The following is a 26,551-nucleotide window of genomic DNA, read 5'->3' as shown; positions in this document are numbered from 1 at the left end:
GGGTCTGTTCGCCGTGGTTTTCCCGGCCTATATGGCAAGTGCGGACAGAAGGAAACGGTCATGACAGATGAGACACGCAAAGTATTGCGCCTAAGTGGCACTGATGTGCGCCAGTTCTTGCAAGGGTTGGTCACCAATGATGTCGAAAAGCTGAGCCACGGCATCGTCTACGCTGCGCTTTTGACACCGCAGGGCAAATACCGGGCCGATTTCTTTTTGGTACCGGATGGCGATGACATCTTGCTCGACCTGCATGCGGATTTAGCACCCGGATTGGTGCAAGCCCTGACCATGTATAAGCTGCGCTCGGATGTGGTGATCGAAGACACCAACATCACCGTGACCTGCGGGCTTGGCAACACTCCGAATGGGGCCTTCGCCGATCCGCGCGATGCCTCTTTGGGCTGGCGCGCCTATGATGGTCGCCCCGGTCAAGAGGTCGATTGGACTGAGCTTCGTGTCGCCGCCTGTGTCCCCACAAGCGGAGTCGAACTTAACTCTGACACCTTCATCCTTGAGGCCAATTTCGAAAAGCTAAACGGCGTCGATTTCAAAAAGGGCTGCTATGTTGGCCAAGAAGTCACCGCGCGGATGAAACATAAAACTGAGCTCCGCAAGGGACTGGCGGTTGTTGATCTCTCGGGCAAAGCCCCAGTGGGAACAGCCGTCTTCGCAGGCGAAAAACCCGCCGGAACATTGTTTACACAATCGGGCAACCGGGCCATCGCCTATTTGCGCTTCGACCGCGCCCAAGGCCAGATGACCGCAGGCGCAGCCACGCTGAACTACAGAAACTAGGCCACGTTACCTAAAGATATTTGGCCAAGAACAATGCGCTCGGCTCTGCTCCGACCCGAACATAAAAGTCGGTGGCGGGTGTGTTGGTCGCATCCTGTGCCACAACCCAACGCCTAATCCCTTGCTGGCACATGTCACGTTCCATCGCAGCCACGAGGTGATGGCCAAGCCCACGTCCGCGATGCGTTGGGGCAATGTACAGGTGATCAATTTTAATTCTCTTGCCGCCCCGACGCAGACCATCCCCCGCAGCATCTTCTGGGATCGCCAATAAATAGGCAACCAAGCCCCAACCAGCATCCTGCGCATAAATCGTTGCGCCGTGATCGCACTGCGTTTGCAAATGCGCCAGGTACTCCGCGTCAGGGCCGTCTGAGTGATATATATGCGGAGACAAGCACACGTGGAAATTGTGCAGCGCCCGGAACAACGGCAGCACGTCCTGCAAGGGTGGATTAACAACAAGCATCAAAAAAGGCCTCCTTGGCTTGCGCCGGAGGCCTTTCGTTTTTGACAATCAAACCCCCAGCAATTCGGGGATGTGCGCGCGACCCCGTGGTTAGGCGCGCTCAGAATACGACATGGTTTCAGTATTCACGACAATCGCTTCGCCCTGCCCCACGAAGGGAGGCACAGAGATGCGCACGCCATTGTCGAGCACGGCCGGCTTGAAGCTATTGGCCGCCGTTTGTCCTTTGACAACTGGCTCGGTCTCTTGGATCACGCAGGTGACTTTTTGCGGCACGGTTGCGCTCAGCGCTTCTTCTTCGTGGAACTCAACAACGATGGTCATGCCATCCTGAAGAAACGGGCGACGTTCGCCCAGAATAGCGGCTGCGATTTGGACCTGATCATAGGTTTCAGTGTCCATGAAAATCAGCTGACCATCATCCTCGTAGAGGAACTGCATGTCCTTTTGCTCAAGGCGCACTTTCTCGACCTTGTCGGCGCTGCGAAAGCGTTCGTTCAATTTGGAGCCATTGCGCAGGTTGCGAAGTTCGACTTGTGCAAAGGCACCGCCCTTGCCTGGCTTGACGTGGTCGACCTTAACGGCAGCCCACAGGGCATCATTGTGCTCAAGCACATTTCCGGGACGGATCTCGTTTCCGTTGATCTTTGGCATGTAACAAAACCTTGACAAAAGGTTGAAGGAAAGTTGCCGCTTCCTATATCTGGCAGGTCGCCCCAAAGCAAGGCTACGATATATCGTAGTCGCCCAATCTAAGCTATGCGTTAACGGAATGGGTGCTATGCACATGCGGGGTATCCGAATCGGTTTGAATAGGTCATAACCGCCCTCACGCCGAAAAAGACAAGAGCAATAATTATAGGTCGAGATATGAGAGATTTCGTTGACGGCACCGCGTTTAATGCAGAGCAGGGAAACCGTGCTCGCAAGCTGTTCGCAGCTGTGGTGCTTGCTGCCCTAGACGACGCAATCGCTGACGACAAGAAATACGGCAATGGTCCGGAACAAATCGCCCGTTGGGCACGCTCGCGCGATGGTCGCGAAGTGTTGTCTTGTGCTGGGATTGATCCGAACGAACGTGTTGTTTCTGGTTTGATGGATTTTGTGTCCAAAGGTGTCCGCACCTCGGTTGCGCTGTCGCGCGAAGAGAGCGAACGTCGCAATGCGGCGCAGCAGGCTGAAGCCGCATAAACGCGCTTCTAGTCTAAACAAAAAACGCGCTCCGACGGGGCGCGTTTTTTGTTGTTTTATGGTCATTCTAATTGTTGATTAGAAACAGCCGATATTAAGCCGACGCGTCGAACAGGCCCTATGCCTGTCTCGTCAATCGAAATCCTGGCTCATCAAAACCCGGTGGATTTCGCGCCTAACCAGCTTGCGAACATTGCGTGTAATCCGCTCTCCCAAGGCGCCCTGAAGCTCTTGACGAACAATGTCAGACACCATGCGCCGCAACATCGCTTCGTCTGATGTGACCGTGCCGGCCGCAGTCGCGCCTTCATCAGGACTTGTTTCGTCTGGCTCCCGCTCAGGTTGATCACCATCCACCGCATCGGCTACATCTCCGGCGGCGTGCTCTTCTGGCAAGTGGTCTTGCCAATCCAAAACATCAGACGAGCGTTTGAACACCGGAGCCTCGGGCATGGACTGCTCAGGCTCCCAGTCTTCCGCGTGGCTGCGCCCAACCAATTCCTCAAGCGCTGCGATCTTGCTTTCCAGACTTTCTCCGACCTCTGTGTCGAGTGTCTGCGTTGCCGGATCAGTCACCGGCGCATCTTGCTCCGCCATGTCTGCCAACACATCCTGAAGATCACCAGTGGTCGAGCCCGCGTCGCTTTCGTCAAGGACAACCGCATTGATGCTCTCTGAACTTTCGTTCTCAGAGGGAACATTCTCTGGCGTGGCGTTATCTGGCGTGGCGTTCTCTGCGGCGGCAGCTTCTGGCTCAGCGTCCAGATCAAGGTCTGACAGGGCTTGTTCGACCTCATCTTCAACCAATCTGCTAAGCAACTGCGAGGTCAAATCGTCGACATTCTCATCAGGTTGAACATCCTCAAGAGATGCCTCAACCGCATGGTCACCGCCGGTCGCCTCAGCAGTCTCTTCGATCTCGGAAACGCCTGCCTCCTGATCCGTTGCAACAAGCGCCAGGTCAACAACGCGCTGCTCCAAGGTGTCCTCTTCAACAGCAACAGACGCATCGGCGCGAGTATCAACCGCTGTATCCGATGTCGCCTCTGTGAGATCCTCTTCGCTGTTCTGAAAAGACACAATGCTATCGTCAATTTCAGTCAATTCGTCTGCAGTTTCCACATCGTCACTGACTGGTGTGGCCTCATCAATCAAAGGCGCGAACTCTGTCAGCAGAATCGGGGCATCATCCTTTTCCTGCGATTCGACCGGATCAGGAACAGGTGCCACGTCACGCGCCCCGACGTCTGGCGCGGGGGCCTCAACGGTCGAAGGTCCTTCGCCGGTGACCCGCAAGGCCGGTGTTAGAACCAACCTATCAGGCTGTTCTACACGGGGCGCTGGGGGTTTTGCACCACGCGCATCGTCAGAAACCAATCGACGAATAGAGGATAGAACATCCTCAATTTCTACATTCGTAACAGGGTCGGTCATTCTTTGTACCACTCTTGCCTCAGGCCAGAGTGTACCCGCCCTGCCCGATTCAGACAACAGATGCTGAAAAAGTTACTCTTTTCCAATCGCACGCAGGACACGGTCCAATTCGCGGCCCTGTTTGCTGATCGCCGACGGCGCATCTTTGACCAGTTTGTAATACTCAGCCGGGTCATATTTCGGAACGTTGAGATGCAGCGAATCCGACGTCAACAGCCCCATAGACGCAAGGATTGTGTAAGCGGCAATCGTTTCATCGACCTGCGCGGAAATCAGGTTCGCACGCGCATTAATGAGCTCCTGCTCGGCGTCAAGAACGTCCAGCGTGGTACGCGCGCCCAATGTGGCCTCTTCACGCACCCCATTAAAGGCAACTCTCGCCGCTCGGACTTGGGATTCGAAGGATCGGCGGCTGGCCTGTGCGACGGAGCGTTGCACAAACGCATTCCCAACGCCTTGGGCAATAGCATGGCGCACCACATGAAGGTTGCCACGTGACGCATCCCGGTTCGCTCGGGCCTGACGAACAACCGAGCGGAGTTTTCCGCCCTGATAAATCGCACCACCCGCGTTGAGCGAAATCGACCCACCATGGGTAAAGGACGAGTCGTCAAAATCTTCGGTAACACCATAGCGCCCCTGAAGGGAGACGGTCGGTTTCATTGACGCTTCTGCAATTTTAATCGCAACTTCATTCGCGGCAACCTGATGCTGGATTGCGATCATGTCCGGGTGGCTGCGCACGGCACTGGCCTTGGCGCTCTCAACCGTGGATGGCAGTTTAGGATCATGTTTGGGGCGAATCAAATTCCCCGGCCTGCGTCCAACTGCAGCGCGATATTCTTCTTGCGCCAGAACAAGTTGCCCGCTTGCTGCCGCCAATGCCGAAGCTTCTTGTGCGAGCCGGGCTTCCGCCAAGGCCACATCCGTTCTGGTGACTTCACCAACTTCGAACCGATCTTTGGCAGCACGAACTTCTTGCTTCAGAACACGTACACCATTCCGGCGCAAATCCACGATCTCAACGGCGCGCTCAACTTCCATAAAGGCATTTACAGCACGCAGCAAAACTTGCTGTTCAACGGAAACAAGGCTGGATCTTGTCGCAAGCACGGCTTCTTTGGCCGCGGCGATTTTGAGGCGATTTGCGCCCCCCGCGTACAGGGTGATTTCAGCAACCACGCTCATGCTTGTGGTGTTTGTCGCACCACCTGAGGTGACAAATGCATTTGCCGAACCGACAAAGGAGCGGCGGTTCGCGAACTCCCGTTGGATGTTACCAGCCCAAGACAAAACCGGGCGCAACGCCGAAATGGCCTGCGCCACATCTTCGTCCGCAGCACGCAGAACGGCACGGTTTTGTTCTATCAATCCGCTATGTTTGTAAGCCCCAACCAGCGCATCCGCCAGGCTTTCCGCCCAAACAGGTGCGGCAGACGAAACCGAAAGCGCTACTACCGCAGCACTGTTCACAAAGAACCGTCGAAACCCAAAAGTCATTCTGCCCCGCTTTCGCTCCTGCTCTAGAGCGCGAATTCCGTTTCTTTTTTAAAGTCTTGCAGTATGTTGGCCAATCCGTTGAAGGCGTGGCGCCAAACGATTTGACCATCGCGTTTATGGCCAAGCTTAACGGTTCCAAGCGCATTCTCAACAAAAATGCATACGATCCGTCCACCTTCTTTGAGTTGGTCCGAAATCGCCACTGGAAGCGTTTCGATTCCGCCCTCGACAATGATCACATCATAAGGCCCATGTTCAGGGGCACCGGCCGCAAGAGCACCGGTATGCAAGATAACATTATCTGAGTGGTTTTCAGTCAAAAGCGATTGCGCTTCAGAGACTTGGGTCTCGTCATCCTCGACCGCGACCACCGCTTCGGCGATGCGCGCAATAACCGCGGACGAGTATCCCATCCCTGCCCCGATATCGAGCACGAGATCGTCATTCCCGAGGTCCAAAACTTCGAGCATTTTGGCAAAAAGCCGCGCATCCAAAAGCTGGCGGCCCGGCCAAAGATCAACATGATCGCCAGCATAGGCGGCTTCAACCTGTTCAGGCGGAACAAACGCTTCACGCGGCACGGTGAGCATAGATTCGATGATGGGAAATTCAGTCACGTCCGAAGGGCGGACCTGAGTATCAACCATCATGCGGCGGCGGGTGGCAAAATCTGTCATGAACTAAACTCTTTCGTTCAGATGCTTATCATATGTATTGCCACATCTCAGCAGCATCGGCAATGACTGAGGCTGTGCAATATCGCACAATGCGTCAGCGTGACCATTTTTTAGGTATATCGCGATTTTCCTAAGATATTCGCTTGACGCGACAACGCCAAGAACTTAGTCAGGCCCCCACTCTGGCGAGTTGGCGGAGTGGTTACGCAGCGGATTGCAAATCCGTGTACACCGGTTCGATTCCGGTACTCGCCTCCATTTAAAAACAATCACTTACATCACTCCTTGCCGTGTTTGGGGCCCCGCGTTTACAGGGGCGTTTACATTTTTGTGTCTTGAGACAGTGATTTTGCTCGATTGAGCTTGCGCAGGACCGCATCGCTTTCGTCCGGGCTGACCTGCGCATAATGCTCGATTACCTGCGCTGCGTAGCGAACCGACCACCCCATTAGCACCGCGATCTGGCGCAAAGAAAGATCCGCATTCAGCAATCGTGTCGCCGCCGTCCCGCGCGTATCAGACAGAGTCTTCTCCCTGCCGTCGATCCAAGGGGGGATCTGAGCTTCGCGCCGCCACTTGGTGATCTGGTTCGATGCCCACCGGGCCGTCAAGGGCCTACCAAGCTCTGACACCAGCAACACCTCTTGGCCTACTGGCGTCTCTGCGATCAATTTCTCAAGCGCCCATGTGGCAGGGATATATGCGATCTGGCCGCGCTTACTGGTCCTGAAACGAAGGCGCTTGCCGTGCGGCGTATCTTCGAACTGGTCCATTTTGACCTGAACCAGATCGGCCGCTCGCAAGCCGGTTTCGCATCCGGCGGTCAGGATCCTCTGGACCCACTTGGGCGCATGTTTGTTGAACTGTGCGATATCGCCGCTCGTCCAGATGATTTCTGTGCGGTTCGATTGGTAGAGCTTCTTGAGCTTGTGGCAGTGATGCTCTTTCAGCTTCCCCTCTTCTACCGCCCAATTCAGAACGCGTGTCGCATGGGTGCCCGCCATATCATGCTGCTTGGGCGAATGAAGCCACTTCTTGCGCCAATTATTGACCTCACCCCTTGAAGCACGCTCTTCGAACATCACGACAGGATCTGCGCCGAACTCCTCGCGGAACAACTCCAGCCATTTGCGGATATCAGCCTTTGAACGCTCAGCCTTGGGCAAGGATGCACTGGATAGAAAATCGTCAATTAGTAGCGTCGTCAAATATTCAGAAGGGCTTACCGGTTTGCCACATTCCGTGAATGCATAGAAAAATTCCGGCTCCTTCGGGTCTGGATCGGTTCCTTCCCAAAACTTAGGGCCACCTCGCCATGCATAGAAATGATAGCGGGTACCGGCCATAACCCTGCGCCGGACACGATGAACGCCCTTGGGAAGGCTACTTCTGGGCACGGCGTGCTCTTCGCTGAGCAACAAGGCTCAGTACCGTTTTATCCTCGGATCTGGAAACATCGATCCCTTGAACTGCGTCTAATCGTGCGCGTACAAGTTTTGGATCATACCACCCCCGACGGCCTGGAACCGGCGATATACCGCTGCGGCGACAAAAATCATAAAATGAATTCGTTGGCTCACTATAGCCAAACATCAAGGCCAATTGGGGCGTCGGGATGAGCTGCAACTGATCCTGCATCACTCTTCCGCCCCGTCATGCACTGTCGCCTGTCGCGACATCGCAGCCCGCAAGCAAGACACAACTTGCGAGCCCTGAGAACGAAGGTTGCGAACCGCTTCTTCTTCGAGCCAAAGCTTAACGTCAGCTGGCAAATTCAATTTGAACTGGGTTGTTTTCATTTCAGCACCTCAAACTAGGGACATAAATTGTCCATATCATTAGGGACAAATATTGTCCATAGTGCTGTTATGAAGAATGAGAACCTGATTCAGTTTAAGCTTTTGCTCCCCGCCGCCCTAAAAAAGCGGTTAGAGACCCATGCATCCCTCAACAGGCGCAGCCTTTCGCAGGAAATTGTGGTCGTGCTTGAGGAAAAGTACCCAACTGATGCCGCCGACACGACACAAGACCCTGCGGCGCGCTTGCTGTTGTGGCTTGCAAAGAGAATTCGCCGAAGAAAACCCAAGCCAGGATCTGCACGAGACAAACAAGCCGCACTTTATGAGCGGATAGCAGGTGATATTTCTGATCGCATGAAAGATATCGGGACCGACGATCAGTAGGCGACCCACTCATACCCATGGTTGCCCTCGTGATCTTCCCACTCCACACCAACACCGCGCCGCGTGTTAGAAGATGAGCATCTGCGCGAGGGGATGACCCATGTGGGGGCTGAGGCAGGCGTTGTTCTTTGCCAGCTGAAACCGCCCTGCGTGCCGTAGGTGCCTAGATTCATGCTGTAGCGTTCTGAGCAATCATCGTCACGGCCTCGCTCTCGGTGACTGTAATGGCGCACATCCCAGACGCGGATGGAACGCACAAAATCAAATTCAAACCCGCTGATGTCGATGTCTGCGCCACCGCTCTCGGACAGCTGCGCCAAAATAATCCGCGCTGGATTTCCGCGGTCTTGCAGTGGTGTATTCACGGATACCCCCATTGGACAACGCCAAATCTGCAAAGGTGGCTCGATCGGCCAAGGCGTAATCCGCCTGATAAACACAGCCCGTGCATGAGCACATTCTGCTGAAGCTGGCCACCCACCAGCAAGGCAAAGCAGAATGGCACAATCGACCTGATAGGCTTTGGCTGGCTGCGGCGACGCAATGGAAAGGAGAGCCGCAACCGACACCCCGAGGCCACATTTCCAAACTAATCTACGCATCCAATAACCTCCGTGAGCTTACCTGAGCCGACAAATTTGGCTCGCTTTTGCCAAACACTTCTCGAGGTCGCGCACCCGATCAAGCACATTCTTCGGAGGCCATCGCTTTGTGGAATATATCCCGTAGAGACGACTGGGCTAATTGGCCGAAATCAGGTCATGATTTTCAAAGTCCGCATAGGTTTAAATATTCAAAACTTAAGGCATTCCAGAGGGGTGAGCCAAGAGCAACTAGCGTTAGCTGCTCAGATCGACCGCAGCTACATTAGTGAAATTGAACATGCAAAATCGTCTGTAACCGCCGACAAAATGGAGCAGATTGCCCGCGCCTTGGGCGTTGATCCAAACCAACTAACCCTGCCGAGACATGGTTCCGTGACGTCAATCGAGAAAAACCGCTTGAACGCCAAGCCTGTGGCAAAAATAAACTGCATTTTTACAGGTGCAGAAATTGGCTTATTGTATCAATGGGAGAACGGCGAAACGCAGTTGGCGCTGTATGAAGTATAAGCTTGAGTGAATTTACGGCGGGCAGAAGACACACTGTGATGCAAGTTGCTGAGTACTGCATCTTTATTTAGGTTTTTCAGTTGCTTCAAACTTCCAGGGATCAGTCCTCATTGCCAGAATAATATGGTTGCGGCCTGAACGATGGCTGACAGGAATACCTTGGGGCATCAGTCATAACTGGTTGCGATACGCCCTCATTCTTCAGTCCGCCAAACATGGCAGCGAAACCGTTGTGCTACTTGTTTCTACAAATGTTATTATTGATGGGCTTGCTCCACGACTATCACTCCGAGCTACAGGGCGATTTCTCCATATCTACAGGGTCCTCACGGGGGTTACTCACAAGAGCACGAGCCCAGCACAATCGCGGATCTGGCAACAAGTCATGAAGAGAGCCGTTAGGGTGCCTTACCGCGTCGGTCACGGCATACAATTTGGTGCTCCCATCGCCCTTGGCCTGTCCTATCGGCGGTAACGCCCCTTCTTTTCCAAAGACTAATCACTGCACGATGTGCCTCAAGAGATGTCGCGTCATTTGATATCGTTCTAGTATCCGGCGCTTCAACGGCGAACCCAACCCTGATCCGCACAAATACAGCCAAGCCGGTCCATCTGCTCTTCGATCAGCCAATAAAGACTGCTCATACTACGCCCCCGAAATTTGCGATTTTGAAATATGCTACCAGGATAGCATCAACAGAATTAATGGGTCTTGAGCTAACTGAACAGCGAACGTGTCAGCAGTACAGCATTCCTCGGATTTTCGCCAATACGGCGCACTGCATGCGGCCACCAATCACGACCAAATGGAACATAAAGGCGGACACGTTCTCCCTGGAGCGCTAGATTTCGTGCGATGTCTTCGCGCACCCCAAGCAACATTTCGAACTCGTACTCTCCTTTAGACCAACCATTCTTCCTAGCCACCAGGATTGCGAAGTCATGCAAATTCGTGTCGTGGGTAGCAATGATTGGATAGAAGCCCTTTGATTTCGCCGTTTTGGAAAACATTAACTCAATAAGTTGCCTGGAATTATGTTTGATTTCGTTAGTACCCTGAAACGCTAGTTTTGGTCCCGCTGCAAATGCGCCTTTGACCAGTCGGACTCGGCTACCACGCTGCACTTGCTTCTCCATGTCTTCCATTGTGCGCCGCATATAGGCTTGAAGCGTCAATGCTACCGGCAAACCTTGATCTTGGAGAGTATTGTGCAGCGCAATTGTTGGGTCATTGAGGCTTGCGTCCTCCATATCAAACATCAAGCAATGGATACCTTGGGATTCTTCTGCCAGGCGTTTTATTTCTTTTGCTAGTTTTAGAGCGTGCCCCTGTGTTTGCTGGGGTGAAATGACATATCCGATTTGTGTCGGATCGACGGAAATGTGAATGTCAAGCTGGCGCTGTGCAATGGCTTCGGCCGCATCGTGCTTTTGTTGTACCGTTTCCGCAATCAGAGCTGGATCATCGACATACTCGCCCATAAAAAACAGCGATGAGCGGATCCCGTTCTTTTCAAGTAAGGCAACCGCACGCTCGGCTCCTGCTGTGACAGTCTCCCCAGCCACATATTTATTCCGCAAGAATGATGTCGCACGACTGTTTTGCATAAAGGATTTCATGGCGCTAGATCGCGCAAGCCCGATCATGCTTGCTTGCCAAATGCGTCTCATCAATATGTGTTCCTTCGTCTTTTCCTCTATCTGGACAAGACATATGACAACACGGCGTTTCGGAGCTTGGACAAAATTGACCTTCAAGTGTGTTGAAAGACAACGCTCGGGGTTACCCCAAAGTGGCGGCGATACTGGCGGATCATATGTGCTTGATCGCAGAAGCCTGCAGCCAAGGCCGCCGAGGCAGCTGAAGTATTCTGGAGCAGTAGTTGATGTGCCTTTTCAACGCGAGCGCGCACGACCAATCCGTGAGGGGTCAATCCGGTGGCGCGACGGGTTATACGGATCAGGTAGGATTGGTTGAGTTGCGCGGTGTCGGCCAGTAGCGACAAACTGAGATCTGCACCTGATTCAACACCTGCTGCTATTTGTTCGCGCAACCTTGAAACTGCGCAGTGTTCCGCCCCTGCTGGACGCAGTTCAGTGCGGCCGTATCGGCAAAAAGATTTAGAAAGCACGTCGTGAACGGCTTCTTCAACACTGAGATGCCAATCGAGCGATCGTTCTGAAGTCAATCTGGCCGCTAATGCCGAAAGAGCTTTAGAGAGCGCAAAACCTCTGTCCTTTGGAGCGACAGTTGAAAACCCAAGTAGGCTGCGCACACCCAAAATATCGCAAACGGCAACCTCAGAAACGTAGAGCATATTATAGCGCAGCCAACGCGTATCCGCGTAGCCGGTATGTGCTTCTTCAGGATTCATCAGGGAAAGCGACCCAGCGGGAAGCACCATTCTCTCTCCGCGACAGAAGTAGCCGCCAACCCCTTCAGCAATGGCCCCAATTGCAAACCCCTCGTGGGCATGGCGCGCAAAGGTCTGCGTACTAAGTGACGCTTCAAAAAGCTCAATCCCATGCAGCCAAGAGAGATGATGATATCGGTTCGAATTCATAAGGAGATAGGGTCGGATAAAAACGTATTAATGACAACACACATTCCAAAGTAACCGTCCGGTCTGCCCGCACTGACGGTGATCGTTAGTGAGGGATAATGTCCATTAGCGAACAAATGGACATTATTGAGGTTGGGCATGGCAAAGCGGCGCAGGCGTCGGAGTTGGTCTGAAGACGAGAAGCGCATGATTTGCGCGCAGACGCGGGTGCCCGCGGCCGCCACTCCAACCTTCGGTCCCGCAGTTGCGCAAGCAACTCGTACGGGCTGTCGGTGTCGCCGACCTTGAGATTACAGACTTCTGACGCGCGAAGCCCGGTGCCATAGGAAATGCTGAGCGCTGCGCGATACTTCAGCCCCGGCCCCGGCGCGAACCTGAGGATCTCGAACACCTCTTCGGCGCTGAACACCACGGGCAGCTTGCGCGGCTCCGTGCGAAAATGTAGGCAGTCCTTCATCTCAGGGCGCTTGCACGTCGTCTCGAAAAGAACCACAGCCCGACAAATCGCGCGTTGTAGGTCGATGGGGTGACGTTCGTGTCGACCATGTGAAGCTGATAGGCGCGCAAGTCTTCTGCCGTGGCAGTGTCCGGTGATCGCCCAAGGAACTCGGCAAGGTACCTGACCGCTCTGATGTGCGCTTTTTGGGAACTCTCGCCCAGCCCCTTTATCCGCATATCTTCGATCATCCGCGCACGCAGCGGTGTGGTCTTGGTGTCCGCCATGGGACCCTCCTGTCTGTTGATTGAGAAACCCCAATCGTCAGACAGAAATGCCCATTCCCAAAATCCCGGCGCTCAGATTACAGCGCCCCCTCGCCGCAAGCGCCCCTGCCGCGGTAGCGGCTTCGTCCTTGTCCACATCTTGATGGTTCGTGGGTCATGTGGCGAACGACTGGTGTACAGATGGGGCAGGCCATATGAGAATTGTACCGTACCATTTGTATGAGACACAAAAACGCTGATTATATGTAGAGTATGCAATGCGGGCAGCAGTAACGCCGAACGATCCCCTTATGATACGAACCGACCCCTTAGCGGGGGATTTACCCATCAAGGGCATTGTGGGAGGATTGTCACGTGGTCCTAGTGCCGTCCACACGCCGCCTCTTACATTGATGAGATAGCGTGCGATCGGTACAAGCATTGCCTGGATTACAAAGACCAAAAGGGCCATCAATATCCAAAAGATCACTGTATGAGTCCCTGCTTTAGATGCGTGCTCAATTATTCACCAAGCTGCGCGCTTGCTCTAACTTGATGGACCAGTGTGGCCCAATCCATACCGAGGGCTTCGTAAACAGGGCCGGCTAACGGACTTGCGTTGTCCGCCAAAATTTCGACAATCAAACTGGCGCCATCAGCAACAACAACACCACTTTGGATAAGTCGGGCGATACCTGTTTCCCGTTTGGTTTGGTTGAATGTACCGCAGGCATCCACCGCGACAAAGGCGTTATACCCTGTGTTCTGAGCTGTCATCGCAGGGAATGCAGCACAAACTTCTAGTGATATGCCTGCAAAAATCAGGTTGCTGCATCCGGTGTCACGGATCGCATCTGCAACGCGGTCATCATCCCATGCATTCACGGTAGTGCGGTCAATAATTTCTTGCTTTGGCAGGGCCGTGGTCAGCTCTGGAAAGGCAGGCCCCCACATAGTAGCAGCTGACGTAGTTGTCGTGACAATTGGCATCCCAAGAATTTCAGCCGCTTTGGCCAACCCCACCACGTTATGCTTGAGCTCATTGGGGGAATAGTCACGAACCCCTGTCATCAACCCGACCTGATGATCAACGAGAACGAGCGCTGTGTTTTGGGCCAATAATTTTTGCGATGTGTTTGCGGTTTTGGTCATGTTGTTTCCATCTATTTGGGCTGACCTTGGCTGCCGGAGTGTGCTGACCAAGGCATCGGTGAGAAACCAACAAGTAACGGTGTCCTACGACCAAAGATAATATCAAAGCGCCACCATCACGATCGCAAATATTGATTGTGATAGATACCGGCCACACCCAAAGCTAGGCTCAGGACTCAAAACCAGAAAATGACTGTTGCGGCGAGTGCGATTGCTGACAGAAATACCTTTGGACATCGGTCATAGCGTATTGCCACCCGTCGCCAATCTTTCAGGCGACCAAACATGATCTCAATCCGATTACGTCTTTTGTAGCGACGCTTGTCGTACTTGATAGCTTTGTCGCTCGACTTTCTGCCTGGAATGCAGGGCGTTATGCCCATGTCTGCAGGGGCTTCGCGAAACTAGTCCGCATCTTAGCCGCGATCCCCGAGCAGCCAGTCCGCTGCTGGCAGGCTACCCACAAGAGCTCTCGCCCTAGTGTAGTCGCTCACTTGACCGGCGGTTATGAAGAACCGAATGGGCCGCCCAACCGTGTCAGTCACAGCGTGCAGCTTTGTGTTCATGCCACCTTTGGTTCGCCCGATTAGGCGTCCTCGCCCCCCCTTTTTGACCGACAAGCTGGACGCTGTGCGGTGGGCCTTGAGGTAAGTCGCGTCGATTGAAATCGTTTTATGGTCAGGCGCTTCAGCGGCAAGGCCCTCCATAATCCGGGCAAACACGCCAATATCGCTCCACCGCTTCCAACGATTATAAAGCGTCTTAGGTGGACCATACTTCTTTGGCGCATCGCACCAACGTAAGCCATTGAGATTGATGAAGATAATGCCACTCAATACCCGCCGGTCATCGACGCGTGGCACACCATGGCTCTTCGGAAAATAGGGCCGAAGCCGCGCCATTTGATCTTCGTTCAGTCAGAATAGATTACTCATACAACCCCCGCAGTTTGGGAGAGTGAATCACGCCGTACCGACAAACTCAATCAGATTAATAGGTCCTGAGCCTAAGAGCGGAGTTTTCACCGAGTAGGTGCTTTGGGTGTCTGATCAAAGTTTGGTAATTCGAAAACACGTGTCAAACCCTTCACTTGTTGATGGTGGCTCGAACCGCTCTGCTACTGCTACAAGCGAAGATTCGGGCACCACATGATCGGCGCGCCGGGATTTGTTTCTCTGCTTCGCCATTGAAATGGGTGTATCAATCCATACGCTGACCAACTTTTTGCAATTTCCTCTGGCCAATTGGATCAATGGCATACGGTGTTCTCGGGCGGGAAGTGCTGCATCAAAATAGATTTCATTGTCGTTGTCTGGTCGATTTTCAACCCAAGTTGTTTTTCCAGCACCTTGCATCCCACAAACGAGATAAACGGTGGCATTTCCGTTCCGTGCTGTAAGCGCCGCCTCGAATCCGGCATAGGCAGATGCCCAAGCACGCTCACTACGCTCCGCGGTCCAAAGCCTGATACCATCAACATTGAGATAATGATCTGGATTAATATGATGCATTGTATCGAGTTCACTCCAGATAGACGAGTCCGTTTTGTTCCTGAAAATTAGGCACCGATGGGTGAGTGAAGCTTCGGATATCCCAACATCAGGCTATCTGCGATCTACCTACATTCAAAAGGTTTCAAAGGGTTCCACGTTTGCAATCAATACTTGGTATACCTTTTGCAATTTCCCCCCCCTGGAAATATAATTCGGCCAGCTTGTCGTCCAGACACTTGTTAAGTGTCAATACGTCTGAATCAGGATGTTCGCCAATGAATTTGACTAAATTTACTTCAGGTAATTTTGGCAATATCACTGATGTGTCTAGGGTCAGGATTCATAACCAGTAGATCACGGCAGCAGCGAGCGCGATGGCTGAGAGGAAGACCTTGGGACAGCGGTCATAGCGTGTTGCCACGCGTCTCCAATCCTTGAGCCTGCCAAACATTATTTCGATCCGGTTGCGCCGTTTGTATCGGCGCTTGTCGTATTTGACCGTCGTCTTGCGCTGGTTTCGACCGGGGATACAGGCGTGTATCCCTTTGTCTTTCAACGCTTCTCGGAACCAGTCAGCGTCATGGCCACGATCTCCGAGCAGCCATTTGACGTTTGTCAGGCCGCTAAGCAGTGCCCGTGCGCCGATATAATCGCTGACCTGTCCGGCGGTGACGAACAGATCGATTGGTCTTCCCTAGCTGTCACAGATTGCGTGCAGCTTGGTGTTGATGCCGCCCTTGGTGCGACCGATCAGGCGACCACACCCCCCTTTTTAGCGGCCATGCTGGTCGCTGTGCGATGTGCCTTGAGGTATGTCGCGTCGATCATCACAGTCTTCTGTTCGCCGTGCGCCGCAGCGAGCCCGGTCATCATCCGCGCGAAGATGCCTTTCTCGCTCCAACGCTTCCAGCGGCTGTAGAGTGTCTTGTGTGGACCATAGGCGGCAGGAGCGTCGCGCCAACGCAAGCCATTGCGATTGATGAAGATAATCCCGCTCAACACACGCCGATCATCGACGCGAGGCTTGCCGTGCGACTTCGGGAAAAAAGGGGAAAGCTTGGCCATCTGCTCGTCGGTCAGCCAGTAAAGGTCGCTCATGTCACCGCTCCGTTTTCCGAGCCGTGAATCACGCAGCGCTGCGAAAATCAATGCATCCTGATCCTAACCAGATCGGCATAGGTGCGGATCACCTCTTTGCTCTCTGGCGCAAAAAGCGGGATCGGCGGCAATCAGCTTTTGTGCCAATCCCATTTGTCCGGCGCAAATTGAACTCGCCGCGATCATTGCCCCTTTCTTGATCGTCGCTCCAACTGCCTTGGTTTGTGGATTATATTCCGATAAATGTCTATTAAGGCATTCATAGCGCATCAAGTCACAACCAATCTATTGAATGCGATATTATAGCAATGCAAGGGTTTGGCAGTCCATGAGGGACTACCGGGCTCTGCACCATGTCGCGAGGCTCGGATCTCTTGAACTTAATGCAAGATGCCCCGAATGTTGTTAGTGAAGACGGGCTGCGTGTGCTGCTCGCTGAGGGTCATTCAGCGGATGTCGTATGCCGCTCCACGCCTAATAGAACCTCTGCTCAATGGTCCGGTGTCTGGACCGTGCACTGCATTTCGCCGGATGGTGAGACGCGGCGTTTGCTTGTCACTGCGCGCAATAATATGGCGGCGCGGGAATTTAAAACCATCAACGGGTTGGTCAGTTTCTTGGTGGGTCTCGATCTCAATACGGCATCTATCCCGATGGTCGAAGGCAAAGTCACCTCGCACAAGCTGGGCAACGCAGGTTAAATCACTCGCGCTGATCACCACTGCTTTGGCGAACACGGCCTCGGCCGAAGGCTTTGTCCTTGCGATGCAAACAGACGGCCGCCTCAGCTCAGGTACGCCACAATACAGTTTTGTACGAACCTATGGGGGCGGCCTTGACGTGGCGGGCTCTGCGCCGGTCGTGTATTCTCAACCCGTCGAGCCTGAAACACCTCGCCCCGTACCCGCCCGCGCAGTTCCTCGCCCCGAGATCCTCGCCGTCCTTGAAAGCACTGCGCAACGTTACGGCGGGCACCCAGCTCTGCGCCGTGCTGGCCTTTCGGTGACGGAATGGCAGACACTATTTCAAGCCAATATCGAGATCGAAAGCGCCTATCGCCCGAATGCGCGCAGTTCTGCAGGCGCGATTGGCCTCGGGCAGCTGATGCCCGCGACGGCCGCGCAGCTCGACGTAGATCCGCATGACTGGCAGGCCAACCTCGACGGCTCTGCTCGCTACCTTCTGATGATGCTGGCGCAGTTCGGCACGGCCGAACTCGCGCTCGCTGCCTACAACGCAGGGCCTGACGCGGTCGCGCGCTATGGCGGCATCCCTCCCTACCAAGAAACCCAAAATCACGTGCGCCGCGTCATGGCGGTGCGTGACCGACTGACTGGAGCCTCCTGATGCACATTCATTTCCGCACGATCCTGTCGCTGGCTCTGGCCAGCTTGATGATTGCCAACCCCGCCTTTGCGCAGAGCATTGACCTTTCGCCGGTGCAGAACCTGTTGCAAGGTATCGTCGACACGATCACCGGCCCCTTGGGTATTGTCATCGGCACCTTGGCCCTGATCGGTGTGTTCCTCTCTTGGCTCTTCGGCATTCTGGATTTCCGCCAAGCCCTTTGGGTGCTTGTTGCGATTGCAGGCATCGCAGCTGCACCGACCATCGTGACTGCAATCTGGGGCGCGTAAATTCGGCATGGCAACGCAAACCCGCCTCTTCCTGGGCCTGATCCGGCCACCAAAGCTAATCGGCTTGCCCATCATGTATGCCATGGTCTGGCTCTTCGGGTTTGTGTTGCTGTTTCTCTGGGTTCAGAGCTGGCCGGTGATCGTCATCGCCGCTCTGGCCTATCCTGCACTTTGGAAAGCGGCGGATTGGGACCCTGCCTTTCTTGAGGTGATGGTCACTACGCTGCAGGAAACGCCCCCGACGCCAAACCGTAAGATCCATTCGGGGGATAGCTATGCTCCGTGATCCGTCGGATGATCTTGCAACGCTGCCGGACTGGGCGCGCAAAGAGCGCCCAATGGCCAGCATGCTGCCCTATGTCAGCCTCGTGAATGACGTGACGGTCCGCACGCGCGGCAATGCGCTCTTCCAATGCATCCGTCTCGATGGCGTCAACAGCATGACCAGCGATGACGCGCACCTAGAGAAAATCCGAGCACTCTTCGCTGCCATCATCGCGCAGATCGGGCCGGAATATAGTTTCTATTTGCACAAAGTTTCAAAGGCGATCGAGACCACGCTGCCACCAGTGCCCGACGGGGGATTTGCGCAAGCACTCGATACCCGGTGGCAAGCGGCCATGGCGCAAGCGGGCCTGCGCGACAAGACCCTCACACTAACAGTTCTGAAGCGTCCGCCCCTAGGCGCGCGGCTGCGCCTGAAACGCTCAGACTCGATCTCCCAGCTCAAAGACCAGACCGCCAAGCAATTGCGCAAGCTCAGCGAGGTCGTTGGATTCCTACTGTCTTCCTTTTCAGAGATGAACCCGCGTCTGCTCGGAGCCGAAAGCGGCGAGCTACTCGGGTTCCTCGGGGCACTCAATATCGGACAGGAGCGACCGCTCTTCGCAAAATCCCGCTTTGGCGTCATTGCCGAGGATGTGGCAAACACCCGCGTCACGTTTCAGGGGCGCGGCTTTTCGCTCGACGACGGGACGGCGGGCAAGCGGTTTGGTACGAGCTTTGCGATAAAGACTTATCCGGCCAAAACCAACTGCACCATGTTTGATGAGCTGAACCTGCCCGTCGATATGGTCGCCACGCATTCCTTCACGCCAATAAACAGCAACATCATGGCCAGCCGGATCAAGCGCCAACAGCGCCTGATGAAGGCCAGCGATGACGGCGCGATTTCTCTCGCCGAAGAACTGGTCGACGCTCTGGACGATCTGGAGTCCAAACGGTTGAGCTTTGGCGATCATCACATGACGGTGACGGTTTTTGCAGAGACCGAAGAAAAGCTGGAAACCATCGCCGCCGAGGTGCGCAACATCGCTGCCAGTGAAGGTGTTAATCTGGTGAATGAGAGCTTTGCGGCTCGGACCCATTATTTCGCGCAGCATCCGGGCAATGGACAGATGCGCAGCCGCAAGGCCGCCATCACCAACACAAACTTTGCCGATCTCGCGGCGCTCCATCGCGGTCAACTGGGAAAACCCGGGCACAAAGTGCCTTGGGGCAAACCAATCTCCCTGTTCCCGACGCCTGAACGCTCGGGCTTCCTGTTCAACTACCACGAGGCGGGTCAGCCGGACAAAGAGCCGACAGGCGGGCACACCTTGATCCTCGGCCGTCCTGGCTCAGGCAAGTCAGTGCTGTCGGCTTTCCTGATGACCCAAGCCCGTCGCTGCGACGCGCGCGTGTTCGTGTTCGACTATCGCGCGGGTATGGAAATGGCCGTGCGGGCCAATGGCGGGCGCTACAGCGCCATCAAAGCGGGTGAAGCAACCGGTCTCAACCCGCTGCGCACCGAAATCGATGGGCGCGGGCAAGCCTGGCTTTCTGATTGGTTGGCCACCCTTTTGCATCGCTCCGACAAGCCTCTGAGCCCGGTCCAGATCAACCGAATTCAAGAGGTGGTGCGCCAGAACGCCGGAGCGAGCGATGCCGCCCTGCGCAACTGGCAGGATCTGGCCTCGCTGTTTGTGGCGGGGGCAGATGAAGGGGACCTGTTTGAGCGGATACAGGAATGGACCGCAGACGGTCGATATGGCTGGATCTTCGGGCAAAGTGCTGAGGATACCTTCTCGCTCGATGGTGATGTCGTGGGCTTCGACCTTACCGGCATTCTCGAGAGCGAAAGCGAAAAGGAACGCATGGCTGTCCTGTCCTACCTGTTTCGGCGGGTGGAACGCGTCATCGAGGACCGCAAGCCGACATTGATCATCATCGATGAGGCCTGGAAAGCGCTCGACAACCCGTATTTCGCAGATCGGCTCAGCAACTGGCTGGTCACGGCGCGCAAACAAAACGCGGTTGTCGTGATGATGACCCAATACGCAAGCCAGCTTGAGAAAACCCGCACTGGCAAAACGATCGTCGAGGCTGTGCCGACGCAGCTTCTGCTACCCAACATCCGCGCCTCGGCCAGCGATTACACCATGCTGGGCCTTTCTGAGAAAGAGCTCAGCGTTTTGCTCGGCACCGGCAGCAACTCCCGTCTGGCGTTGGTGCGCGAAGATCAAGGTTCGGTGGTGATCGACGCTGATCTCAGCGCCCTTGGCCCCTACCTCACGATCCTTGGCGGCATGGAAAAAGGCGAAGCGCTGGTTAGCGCGGATTATCGTCAAAACCCCGATTTTTGGAGACAAATTGATGCTTAGACTTTGCGTACTGACCCTCACCCTTTTGACCCTGACAGCCTGCGCGGAATACCGGCCATCAGAAGCGGAATGCTTCAACTCCTTTGCCGAGGTCAGCCGCAGCAACTGCAATTTCGAGCTGCTCGGGCCGATTGGTGGTCTCGGTGAGTAAGCACCGCCTGCATATCTTTGCGGGCTTAGTCTGTTTCGCCGCGTCAATGGCCTTTGCCCAAGGCGTGCCCACATTCGATGCGGGCATGTTCTTGCAGCGCGAGCGCGTGTTGCAGCAGGGCGAACAAGATCTGGCGCTGCAGCGGGATCGTTTGACCAAAGAGGAAAAGCTCGAAGCGCTCGAGCAGGAACAACTCCAGGCGCTGGAAAGCATCCTCGATGCCTCGACCCTTGCCAGCGGAAATTCAGGTGCGCTGGTCGCGAGCTTAGAAGCTGGTTCATCACCTGAAAGCGCTGCTGGCACGCTTTACAGCCCGGTCGATCTAAACCCCGGCGCTGCTCAAATGTTCGGCGACGCCTCCGGCTCGATCGAAGAGCTGATCATTCGCGCGGCTCAGGAAACGCACCATATGTCCGGCGTGCGCGCAGCGGGCCTGTCGCCCAAGCAATGGCGCTGCCTGTTGCAGGCGCTGATCTGGCAAGAAAGCCGCTTCACCATCGGAGCGCGCTCCCCAGTCGGTGCATTTGGCCTGACCCAGATAATGCCCGGCACCGCACAGGATCTCGGGATCTACCCCGCCTACGATAAAAACCCCTACATCCAGGTCACCGGCGGCGCGCGCTATCTGGCGCAGATGCTGGCGATGTTTGACGGCAACATCATTCACGGGCTCGCGGCCTATAATGCCGGTCCCGGCAATGTGCAGCGCTACGGCGGCGTACCCCCTTTTGCCGAGACCCAGCACTACGTTCAGGTGATCCCCAAGCGCTACAATCTCTACCTTGCCAGCGTCGGCGGCGTGGACGCGCTTGGCACCATCGATCCGGTCTTGCTCGCAAACTCGACCATGAGCCTCACCTCGTTCGGCGCAGGGGTCTATGGCGATTATTCCATGGTCTCGGTGCAAGCGGCCGCGCAGCGCGTTCAGGACATCATCAGACGCATTGGCGAAACTGACGACATTTATGCGGCCATGTCGCTCAACACCTATGCGCGCGCCGAACTCGCCCGACTGATCGCGATCCGCACGCGCCTTAAGGCGGCCCATACCCGCCCGCTTAGTGCGGCAGAGCTGGCCATGGCGGCCGCGCAGGCACGCGAACAAGACTTCATGCAATTCGATCTGGAGGCCCTCCGATGATCCGCTTTCTTTCTGCCGTAGCGACCTACGCATTGTTGGTTGCGTCTCCTGCAACTGCTCAAGGCGTGCCGACGGTCGACACGCGCAACATCGCGCAAGAAATTCGCCAGCTGCAGCAAATGCTGGAGGATTTCGGGATCCAGACCGACCAGCTCGACACGCTTCTCGAGCAGCTCGATCTGGTGCAGCAGCAACTCGACACGCTCAACGAGACCTACGCCGCCCTGACCGGCGCATCGGATATCATCGAGATGGCCATGGGTGGTGATCTCGACGGGCTTCTCGATCAGGAATTCGGAAATCTCCTCGGCACCATCCGGCAAATCCAAAGCGGCGATTTCAGCGGTCTGATCGGCAATGCGGCCCCACAGATGGAAGGCCGCATGACGCAAGCCTTGGAGGACGCAGGATTTGACCAAGAAAGCCTGTCCGACATGGCCAGCAGCGGCAATCCGGGCGCGGAACGCATTGCCAGCCAAGCGGGCACCGGGGCGGTGATGTCAGCGGCGGCCGAAAATAGCTATGACGAGGCCGCGCAATCCCTCGAGCGGGTCGAACAGCTGGTCTCGCTGATCCCCAACATGGAAACGCTCAAAGAAGCCGTGGATCACAACACCCGCGTCACGGCCGAGCTGGCCATCGCCATGACACGCATGTGGGAGCTCGAAGCTATTCAGACCGTCGGTGCGGGCCAGTCCGGCGTGGTCGATGCCGCGACGCTGGCCGAAGAACGCCGCTACATGGACTTCACCCTGCCAGACTTGCGTACGGACTGACCCCATGATCAGCGAGGCAGAGATCATCGAAGAAGAGCTCGTCTACGGCGCACGACGACGCGAGCTCATGTGGCAGAAACTGGGGCTGACAGGCATGGCCTTTGGCATGACAGGCTGCCTCGCCGCAGCACTTGTGGCCCTGTTCGACGTGGACCCGCCGCCCATGATCGTGCCCTTTGATAGCGAAACCGGCATGGCCCTCCCCAATGCCGTGGTTGAAGCGGTCTCACTCACGGAACGCCCCGCTATCATCGAGGCACAGGTCTACCGCTATGTCATAGATCGAGAGACGTACAACCAGCTCGACAATGATGTGCGGGTGCGGCGGGTCCTGGACCAGTCGGACGGCGCGGCCGCCGCAGGGCTGCGCGCGCTTTGGACCAGCGGCCATGAGGCCTATCCGCCGGACAGCTACGGCACAGATGCCCGGCTTGAAGTCGAGGTTTTGTCGATCACGCACATCAGCGCCAACCGTGCCCAAGTGCGCCTGCGCAAGCGGCTCAACTCACGGCGCGGCGCGCAAAATGGGCTCTTCACTGTAACGCTGATGTTTGAATTTCGGCCGGAGAATAGCCGGTCGATCGACGATGTCTGGCAGAACCCCTTTGGCTTCACCGTCACCGAATACGCGATCCGCTCGGATCGTTTGGAGTAACCCATGCGCCGCCTGTTCCTGATCCTCGCCTTCCTAATTCCGCTTGCTGGCACCGCCTATGCAGAAACCCAGCCGCGCCAAGGCCCCTATGATGCCCGCGTCCGGCTGGCCACCTATCAGGATGGGCAGGTCTACCGTATCCGCACTAGCCTAACCCATGTAACCAGCATTGAGTTTGGCCAAGGCGAGACCATCCGCTCAATCATTGCAGGCGACACCGAAGGGTTTCTCCTGGACGGCGTGCCCGGTGGCCAGGCTTTTGCGATCAAGCCCGTCTCGCGCGGCGCGCATACCAACATCACCGTCTATACCAACCGGCGCAGCTATTATTTCAACGTGACCGAGGCGAGTTCGCCGACTTTCTATGTCATCCGCTTCACCTATCCGGAGTCCGCTCCCCAGCAATCGCGTGTGGCGGCAAGCCAACCTGCCAACCACGCCTATGGCGTCAGCGCGCGATCCGAGATCACCCCGCGTGAAATCTGGGACGACGGCACCTTCACCTACTTCCGCTTTGCCGCAAACGCACCGCTGCCTGCGATCTTTCGTTGGTCCGGCGGCAATGAGCGCAGCGTGAATGCGCTCGCGCGACCGGATGGAGTGATCCGCCTGTCAGGTGTAAGCGATCGATGGGTTCTCAGGCTCGGCGAGGACGAGATTTGCATCCAAGAGATGAGCGAGGCAAATCCCGATGAGTGAAACAGCTGAGCTTAAGAAGCGCCTCGAAGCGCTTGAAGGAAAACCACAAAACCGAAAATCGCGGCCGTCTGCTGGCACGATTGCCCTAGGCATTGCGGCAATCGCCGCACTTGGCGGCCTCTTGCTGTTGTTCTCTGGCGGCTCTGACCCCGATAGCCTGGAAACCGCGTCCCCAGATGAATTCCAAGCGGCAGGTCCGGGGTTTGGAGACCTTGAGCCAACCCCTGCACCGATAGACACATCACCACCGCCGGAGCCGGAACCAGACAGCGAAACAGAAGAGCTGCGCGCGCAAATGGACGCCATGCGGTCCGAGCTGGAAGCTCTGCGTAATGCACCTGCACCTGAAGCCCCAACCGTCGACCTTGAGGCATTGGATACCTTGGGCGCAGAGATCGATGCGTTGCGAAGCGAGGCAGCAGCAACGCAAGCCGCCTTGCGCGAAGAGTTGGAAGAACGTGCGCGGCAAATCCAGCGCCTGCAGAACGATCTTGAGCTTGCAAGCCTGGAAGCCCCGCGCTCGCCTGCACCAACCGGCCCGACGGCCGAGGAACTGCGCCTTCAGGAGCTGGAACGGCGGCGGCAAGCCGAACTTGAAGAGCTGCAAGCCCGTATCGCCAGCCCAATCATTGCTTTCGGCGGCTCGGGCAGCGGCAACAATGAAACCGCCACGCAGCAACGGCGGCTTGATGGCGACACAGACTTTGTCCGCAATGGTGCTGAACCTGCCGAGGTGACACAGGCCCAGTTGATCGTGAACCCGGCAAACACAGTCGTTCAGGGCACGATGATCCAGGCCGTGCTGGAGACAGCAATCGACAGCTCGCTCGCCGGTCAGGTCCGCGCGATGGTATCGGAAGATGTCCACGCCTATGACGGCTCGCGGATCCTGATCCCGCGCGGCGCGCGTCTGATAGGACGGTATCAATCTGGCCTCGACATCGCGCAGCAACGCGTGACGATCGCCTGGGACCGGATCATTCTTCCGAGCAACCAAACCGTTGAAATCAGCGCTTTTGGTGGAGATGAGCTGGGGCGCTCTGGCACGACCGGTTTCGTCGATAGCCGTTTTGGCACGCGGTTCGGGTCCGCCGCCCTAATATCGCTGATCGGAGCCTTGCCTGCCGTCGCCGCGCAGAACACCGAAGGTGAGATTGCCTCGGATGTCCTCGAGGGCATTGGCGAAGACCTGCAAGACAGCGCACAAAGCGTGATTGGCGAGTATCTCTCCGTCTCGCCCGTCATCTATGTCGATCAAGGTGCCCGCGTCACCGTAATGGTCGACCGCGATCTGGAGATTTTCTGATCATGGCGGCCAGCTATCTGCAAACTTCGATGGACAAGATCAACGAGGCGCGTGATCCGAAGCTGATCGAACTTTGTATCAATCCTGACGGCGCGCTGTGGGCCGAGTTCCAAGGAGATCACTTTATGAGGCCCGTCAATCGACGGCTCTCGCAGAATGATATCAAAGACTTGGGCAATCAGATTGCTTTCGCCGCGAACACCACGCTCAGCCGGGCCAAGCCCATCGTGTCGGTCAGCATCGCCTACCGTGACCGCCCAATCCGAGCGCAGGTCATCCAGCCCCCCGCCGTTGATGGTGGCTATGCGATTTCCCTGCGATTCTTTGCGGACCTGCCATTGGACCAGATCAAGCTTTCTTACTTGTTCGGAAAAGAGCGCAGCAACGAGGGCGCACGACGCAAGCGCAATGCTGAGCTGCGCGATGTCGTGGCCACCGGCGATATCGACGCCGCGATCAAGTTCTGCGTCACCCACAAGCTCAACATGATCGTGTCCGGCGGGACCTCGACCGGCAAGACCGTCGCGGCGCGCAAGATCCTCTCCTTCGTTCCCGCTGACGAGCGCATCATCACCATCGAAGAAGCCGCCGAGTTGCGTCCGACGCAGCCCAATGTCGTGACGCTGATGTCTGATCGCGATGAAGCCACGCGCCGCGCTGATGTCCTGCTGACCTCCACCCTGCGCATGCGGCCGGACCGCATCGTCTTGGGCGAAGTGCGCGGCAAAGAGGCCATGACCTTTCTCGAGGCGATCAACACCGGCCATGGTGGCTCTCTCACCACGCTGCACGCTGAAACACCGCAACTGGCGGTTCAACGCCTTGCCATCGCCGCCCTGAAAACCGATGCGCCCATGACATACCAGGACATGAACGATTACATCACTCGCTCGATCGATGTGATTATCCAGGCCGGTCGCTATGAAGGCGCGCGCGGCATCACTGAATTCTACTTGCCGAACGACCCGGCCCATTCAAAGGAAACAGCCCATGTTTGAATACAAGATTGAACAGATCAACACCGCCAAGACAAAGCCGCCAAAGATCGAAGCACAGCTGACAGCTCTTGGCCAAGACGGCTGGGAACTGGCCTCGGTTGTGCCGGATTTCAACGGTGAGCACATCCTGAAGGCCTTCCTGAAACGTCGCACTGGTGACAACGCCTAAAACA

General features: G+C 55.9%; 29 protein-coding genes, 1 tRNA gene and 3 pseudogenes. 18 read left to right on the top strand and 15 right to left on the bottom strand.

The features are described 5' to 3' along the window. Positions 1 to 60 precede the first annotated feature (60 nt). Complete coding sequence (locus tag ACRBB0_RS24870) at positions 61 to 798, top strand: YgfZ/GcvT domain-containing protein (protein WP_431377174.1); 738 nt, start codon at positions 61 to 63, stop codon at positions 796 to 798. Positions 799 to 808: 10 nt separating this feature from the next. Here ACRBB0_RS24870 and ACRBB0_RS24865 read toward each other — a convergent pair whose 3' ends face one another. Continuing rightward, a complete protein-coding gene (locus ACRBB0_RS24865) occupies positions 809 to 1,267 on the bottom strand; it encodes a GNAT family N-acetyltransferase (protein ID WP_431377173.1) in 459 nt (152 codons plus the stop codon). A 90-nt stretch (positions 1,268 to 1,357) separates the two neighbouring features. Further along, positions 1,358 to 1,921 carry an elongation factor P gene (efp, locus tag ACRBB0_RS24860; protein ID WP_431377172.1) on the bottom strand — a complete coding sequence of 188 codons (564 nt, stop codon included), beginning with the start codon at positions 1,919 to 1,921 and terminating at the stop codon, positions 1,358 to 1,360. A 216-nt stretch (positions 1,922 to 2,137) separates the two neighbouring features. On the opposite strand from efp, the gene ACRBB0_RS24855 reads away from it, so the two are divergent. Then, a complete protein-coding gene (locus ACRBB0_RS24855) occupies positions 2,138 to 2,458 on the top strand; it encodes a DUF6280 family protein (protein ID WP_299924242.1) in 321 nt (106 codons plus the stop codon). A gap of 132 nt (positions 2,459 to 2,590) precedes the next feature. On the opposite strand, the gene ACRBB0_RS24850 is transcribed toward ACRBB0_RS24855, so the two are convergent. The 3 genes from ACRBB0_RS24850 to ACRBB0_RS24840 all read right to left on the bottom strand — a co-directional run bounded on the left by ACRBB0_RS24850 (position 2,591) and on the right by ACRBB0_RS24840 (position 6,069). After that, complete coding sequence (locus ACRBB0_RS24850; RefSeq protein WP_431377171.1) at positions 2,591 to 3,892, bottom strand: hypothetical protein; 1,302 nt, start codon at positions 3,890 to 3,892, stop codon at positions 2,591 to 2,593. Between the two features lie 72 nt (positions 3,893 to 3,964). After that, positions 3,965 to 5,392, bottom strand: coding sequence for a TolC family outer membrane protein (locus tag ACRBB0_RS24845; RefSeq protein ID WP_431377170.1), 1,428 nt, complete (start codon positions 5,390 to 5,392; stop codon positions 3,965 to 3,967). A gap of 23 nt (positions 5,393 to 5,415) precedes the next feature. Further along, positions 5,416 to 6,069: a protein-L-isoaspartate O-methyltransferase family protein gene (locus tag ACRBB0_RS24840; RefSeq protein ID WP_431377169.1), complete on the bottom strand. Its 654-nt coding sequence runs from the start codon at positions 6,067 to 6,069 to the stop codon at positions 5,416 to 5,418. A 184-nt stretch (positions 6,070 to 6,253) separates the two neighbouring features. Here ACRBB0_RS24840 and ACRBB0_RS24835 point away from each other — a divergent pair. Beyond that, positions 6,254 to 6,327 (top strand) — tRNA-Cys (locus ACRBB0_RS24835). Positions 6,328 to 6,389: 62 nt separating this feature from the next. On the opposite strand, the gene ACRBB0_RS24830 is transcribed toward ACRBB0_RS24835, so the two are convergent. Next, complete coding sequence (locus tag ACRBB0_RS24830) at positions 6,390 to 7,466, bottom strand: tyrosine-type recombinase/integrase (protein ID WP_431377168.1); 1,077 nt, start codon at positions 7,464 to 7,466, stop codon at positions 6,390 to 6,392. A gap of 240 nt (positions 7,467 to 7,706) precedes the next feature. Continuing rightward, positions 7,707 to 7,868 carry an Arc family DNA-binding protein gene (locus ACRBB0_RS24825; RefSeq protein ID WP_431377167.1) on the bottom strand — a complete coding sequence of 54 codons (162 nt, stop codon included), beginning with the start codon at positions 7,866 to 7,868 and terminating at the stop codon, positions 7,707 to 7,709. Between the two features lie 69 nt (positions 7,869 to 7,937). On the opposite strand from ACRBB0_RS24825, the gene ACRBB0_RS24820 reads away from it, so the two are divergent. Further along, positions 7,938 to 8,252 carry a hypothetical protein gene (locus ACRBB0_RS24820; protein ID WP_093995765.1) on the top strand — a complete coding sequence of 105 codons (315 nt, stop codon included), beginning with the start codon at positions 7,938 to 7,940 and terminating at the stop codon, positions 8,250 to 8,252. Here ACRBB0_RS24820 and ACRBB0_RS24815 read toward each other — a convergent pair. Continuing rightward, positions 8,246 to 8,854: a hypothetical protein gene (locus ACRBB0_RS24815; RefSeq protein ID WP_431377166.1), complete on the bottom strand. Its 609-nt coding sequence runs from the start codon at positions 8,852 to 8,854 to the stop codon at positions 8,246 to 8,248. The two genes, ACRBB0_RS24820 and ACRBB0_RS24815, sit on opposite strands and share 7 nt — an antisense overlap. 159 nt (positions 8,855 to 9,013) lie before the next feature. On the opposite strand from ACRBB0_RS24815, the gene ACRBB0_RS24810 reads away from it, so the two are divergent. Then, positions 9,014 to 9,364, top strand: a complete 351-nt coding sequence (locus tag ACRBB0_RS24810) for a helix-turn-helix domain-containing protein (RefSeq protein ID WP_431377165.1) — start codon at positions 9,014 to 9,016, stop codon at positions 9,362 to 9,364. A gap of 717 nt (positions 9,365 to 10,081) precedes the next feature. Here ACRBB0_RS24810 and ACRBB0_RS24805 read toward each other — a convergent pair. The 7 genes and pseudogenes from ACRBB0_RS24805 to ACRBB0_RS24775 form a co-directional block, all read right to left on the bottom strand. Continuing rightward, the gene (locus ACRBB0_RS24805) at positions 10,082 to 11,035 is read right to left on the bottom strand and encodes a proline dehydrogenase family protein (RefSeq protein ID WP_431377164.1); all 954 of its coding nucleotides are present in this window, start codon (positions 11,033 to 11,035) and stop codon (positions 10,082 to 10,084) included. An 83-nt stretch (positions 11,036 to 11,118) separates the two neighbouring features. Then, positions 11,119 to 11,928: an AraC family transcriptional regulator gene (locus ACRBB0_RS24800; RefSeq protein WP_431377163.1), complete on the bottom strand. Its 810-nt coding sequence runs from the start codon at positions 11,926 to 11,928 to the stop codon at positions 11,119 to 11,121. 250 nt (positions 11,929 to 12,178) lie between these two features. Continuing rightward, positions 12,179 to 12,651: pseudogene (locus ACRBB0_RS24795) on the bottom strand (tyrosine-type recombinase/integrase); the annotation flags it as partial. Positions 12,652 to 13,152: 501 nt separating this feature from the next. Further along, a complete protein-coding gene (locus ACRBB0_RS24790; RefSeq protein ID WP_431377162.1) occupies positions 13,153 to 13,782 on the bottom strand; it encodes an isochorismatase family protein in 630 nt (209 codons plus the stop codon). A 176-nt stretch (positions 13,783 to 13,958) separates the two neighbouring features. Then, positions 13,959 to 14,699: pseudogene (locus ACRBB0_RS24785) on the bottom strand (IS5 family transposase). A gap of 132 nt (positions 14,700 to 14,831) precedes the next feature. After that, on the bottom strand, positions 14,832 to 15,293 hold the full coding sequence (locus ACRBB0_RS24780; protein ID WP_431377161.1) for a hypothetical protein: 462 nt from the start codon (positions 15,291 to 15,293) through the stop codon (positions 14,832 to 14,834). Positions 15,294 to 15,615: 322 nt separating this feature from the next. Next, positions 15,616 to 16,373 (bottom strand): annotated as a pseudogene (locus ACRBB0_RS24775) (IS5 family transposase). A gap of 353 nt (positions 16,374 to 16,726) precedes the next feature. Between ACRBB0_RS24775 and ACRBB0_RS24770 the strand changes: the two are divergent. From ACRBB0_RS24770 to ACRBB0_RS24710, 13 genes are all read left to right on the top strand, one after another. After that, positions 16,727 to 17,074 carry a hypothetical protein gene (locus tag ACRBB0_RS24770; protein WP_431377160.1) on the top strand — a complete coding sequence of 116 codons (348 nt, stop codon included), beginning with the start codon at positions 16,727 to 16,729 and terminating at the stop codon, positions 17,072 to 17,074. A 64-nt stretch (positions 17,075 to 17,138) separates the two neighbouring features. Continuing rightward, positions 17,139 to 17,720 carry a lytic transglycosylase domain-containing protein gene (locus ACRBB0_RS24765; RefSeq protein ID WP_431377237.1) on the top strand — a complete coding sequence of 194 codons (582 nt, stop codon included), beginning with the start codon at positions 17,139 to 17,141 and terminating at the stop codon, positions 17,718 to 17,720. Next, complete coding sequence (locus ACRBB0_RS24760; protein WP_298842840.1) at positions 17,720 to 18,010, top strand: TrbC/VirB2 family protein; 291 nt, start codon at positions 17,720 to 17,722, stop codon at positions 18,008 to 18,010. The genes ACRBB0_RS24765 and ACRBB0_RS24760 overlap by 1 nt, the downstream gene beginning before the upstream one ends. Before the next feature lie 7 nt (positions 18,011 to 18,017). After that, positions 18,018 to 18,296, top strand: coding sequence for a type IV secretion system protein VirB3 (locus tag ACRBB0_RS24755; protein ID WP_431377159.1), 279 nt, complete (start codon positions 18,018 to 18,020; stop codon positions 18,294 to 18,296). After that, complete coding sequence (locus ACRBB0_RS24750) at positions 18,286 to 20,652, top strand: type IV secretion system protein B4 (RefSeq protein ID WP_431377158.1); 2,367 nt, start codon at positions 18,286 to 18,288, stop codon at positions 20,650 to 20,652. The genes ACRBB0_RS24755 and ACRBB0_RS24750 overlap by 11 nt, the downstream gene beginning before the upstream one ends. Next, positions 20,645 to 20,803: a hypothetical protein gene (locus tag ACRBB0_RS24745; protein ID WP_431377157.1), complete on the top strand. Its 159-nt coding sequence runs from the start codon at positions 20,645 to 20,647 to the stop codon at positions 20,801 to 20,803. The genes ACRBB0_RS24750 and ACRBB0_RS24745 overlap by 8 nt, the downstream gene beginning before the upstream one ends. A gap of 46 nt (positions 20,804 to 20,849) precedes the next feature. Further along, entirely contained in the window at positions 20,850 to 21,944 is a 1,095-nt protein-coding gene (locus tag ACRBB0_RS24740; protein ID WP_431377236.1) for a lytic transglycosylase domain-containing protein, read from the top strand. Beyond that, positions 21,941 to 22,720, top strand: coding sequence for a type IV secretion system protein (locus tag ACRBB0_RS24735; protein WP_431377156.1), 780 nt, complete (start codon positions 21,941 to 21,943; stop codon positions 22,718 to 22,720). Before ACRBB0_RS24740 ends, ACRBB0_RS24735 begins: the two co-directional genes overlap by 4 nt. Positions 22,721 to 22,724: 4 nt before the next feature. Further along, positions 22,725 to 23,375: a virB8 family protein gene (locus tag ACRBB0_RS24730; protein ID WP_431377155.1), complete on the top strand. Its 651-nt coding sequence runs from the start codon at positions 22,725 to 22,727 to the stop codon at positions 23,373 to 23,375. A 3-nt stretch (positions 23,376 to 23,378) separates the two neighbouring features. Continuing rightward, complete coding sequence (locus tag ACRBB0_RS24725) at positions 23,379 to 24,074, top strand: TrbG/VirB9 family P-type conjugative transfer protein (protein WP_431377154.1); 696 nt, start codon at positions 23,379 to 23,381, stop codon at positions 24,072 to 24,074. Next, complete coding sequence (locus tag ACRBB0_RS24720) at positions 24,067 to 25,380, top strand: TrbI/VirB10 family protein (protein WP_431377153.1); 1,314 nt, start codon at positions 24,067 to 24,069, stop codon at positions 25,378 to 25,380. Before ACRBB0_RS24725 ends, ACRBB0_RS24720 begins: the two co-directional genes overlap by 8 nt. Before the next feature lie 2 nt (positions 25,381 to 25,382). Further along, the gene (locus ACRBB0_RS24715) at positions 25,383 to 26,378 is read left to right on the top strand and encodes an ATPase, T2SS/T4P/T4SS family (RefSeq protein WP_431377152.1); all 996 of its coding nucleotides are present in this window, start codon (positions 25,383 to 25,385) and stop codon (positions 26,376 to 26,378) included. Further along, positions 26,371 to 26,547: a hypothetical protein gene (locus tag ACRBB0_RS24710; protein WP_431377151.1), complete on the top strand. Its 177-nt coding sequence runs from the start codon at positions 26,371 to 26,373 to the stop codon at positions 26,545 to 26,547. Before ACRBB0_RS24715 ends, ACRBB0_RS24710 begins: the two co-directional genes overlap by 8 nt. Positions 26,548 to 26,551 lie beyond the last annotated feature (4 nt).

It is taken from the genome of Pelagimonas sp. (assembly GCF_050633425.1).
Classification (GTDB): domain Bacteria; phylum Pseudomonadota; class Alphaproteobacteria; order Rhodobacterales; family Rhodobacteraceae; genus Pelagimonas.
The sequence above is the reverse complement of the archived record's forward strand: the minus strand, read 5'-3'. Positions and strand labels throughout refer to the sequence as shown.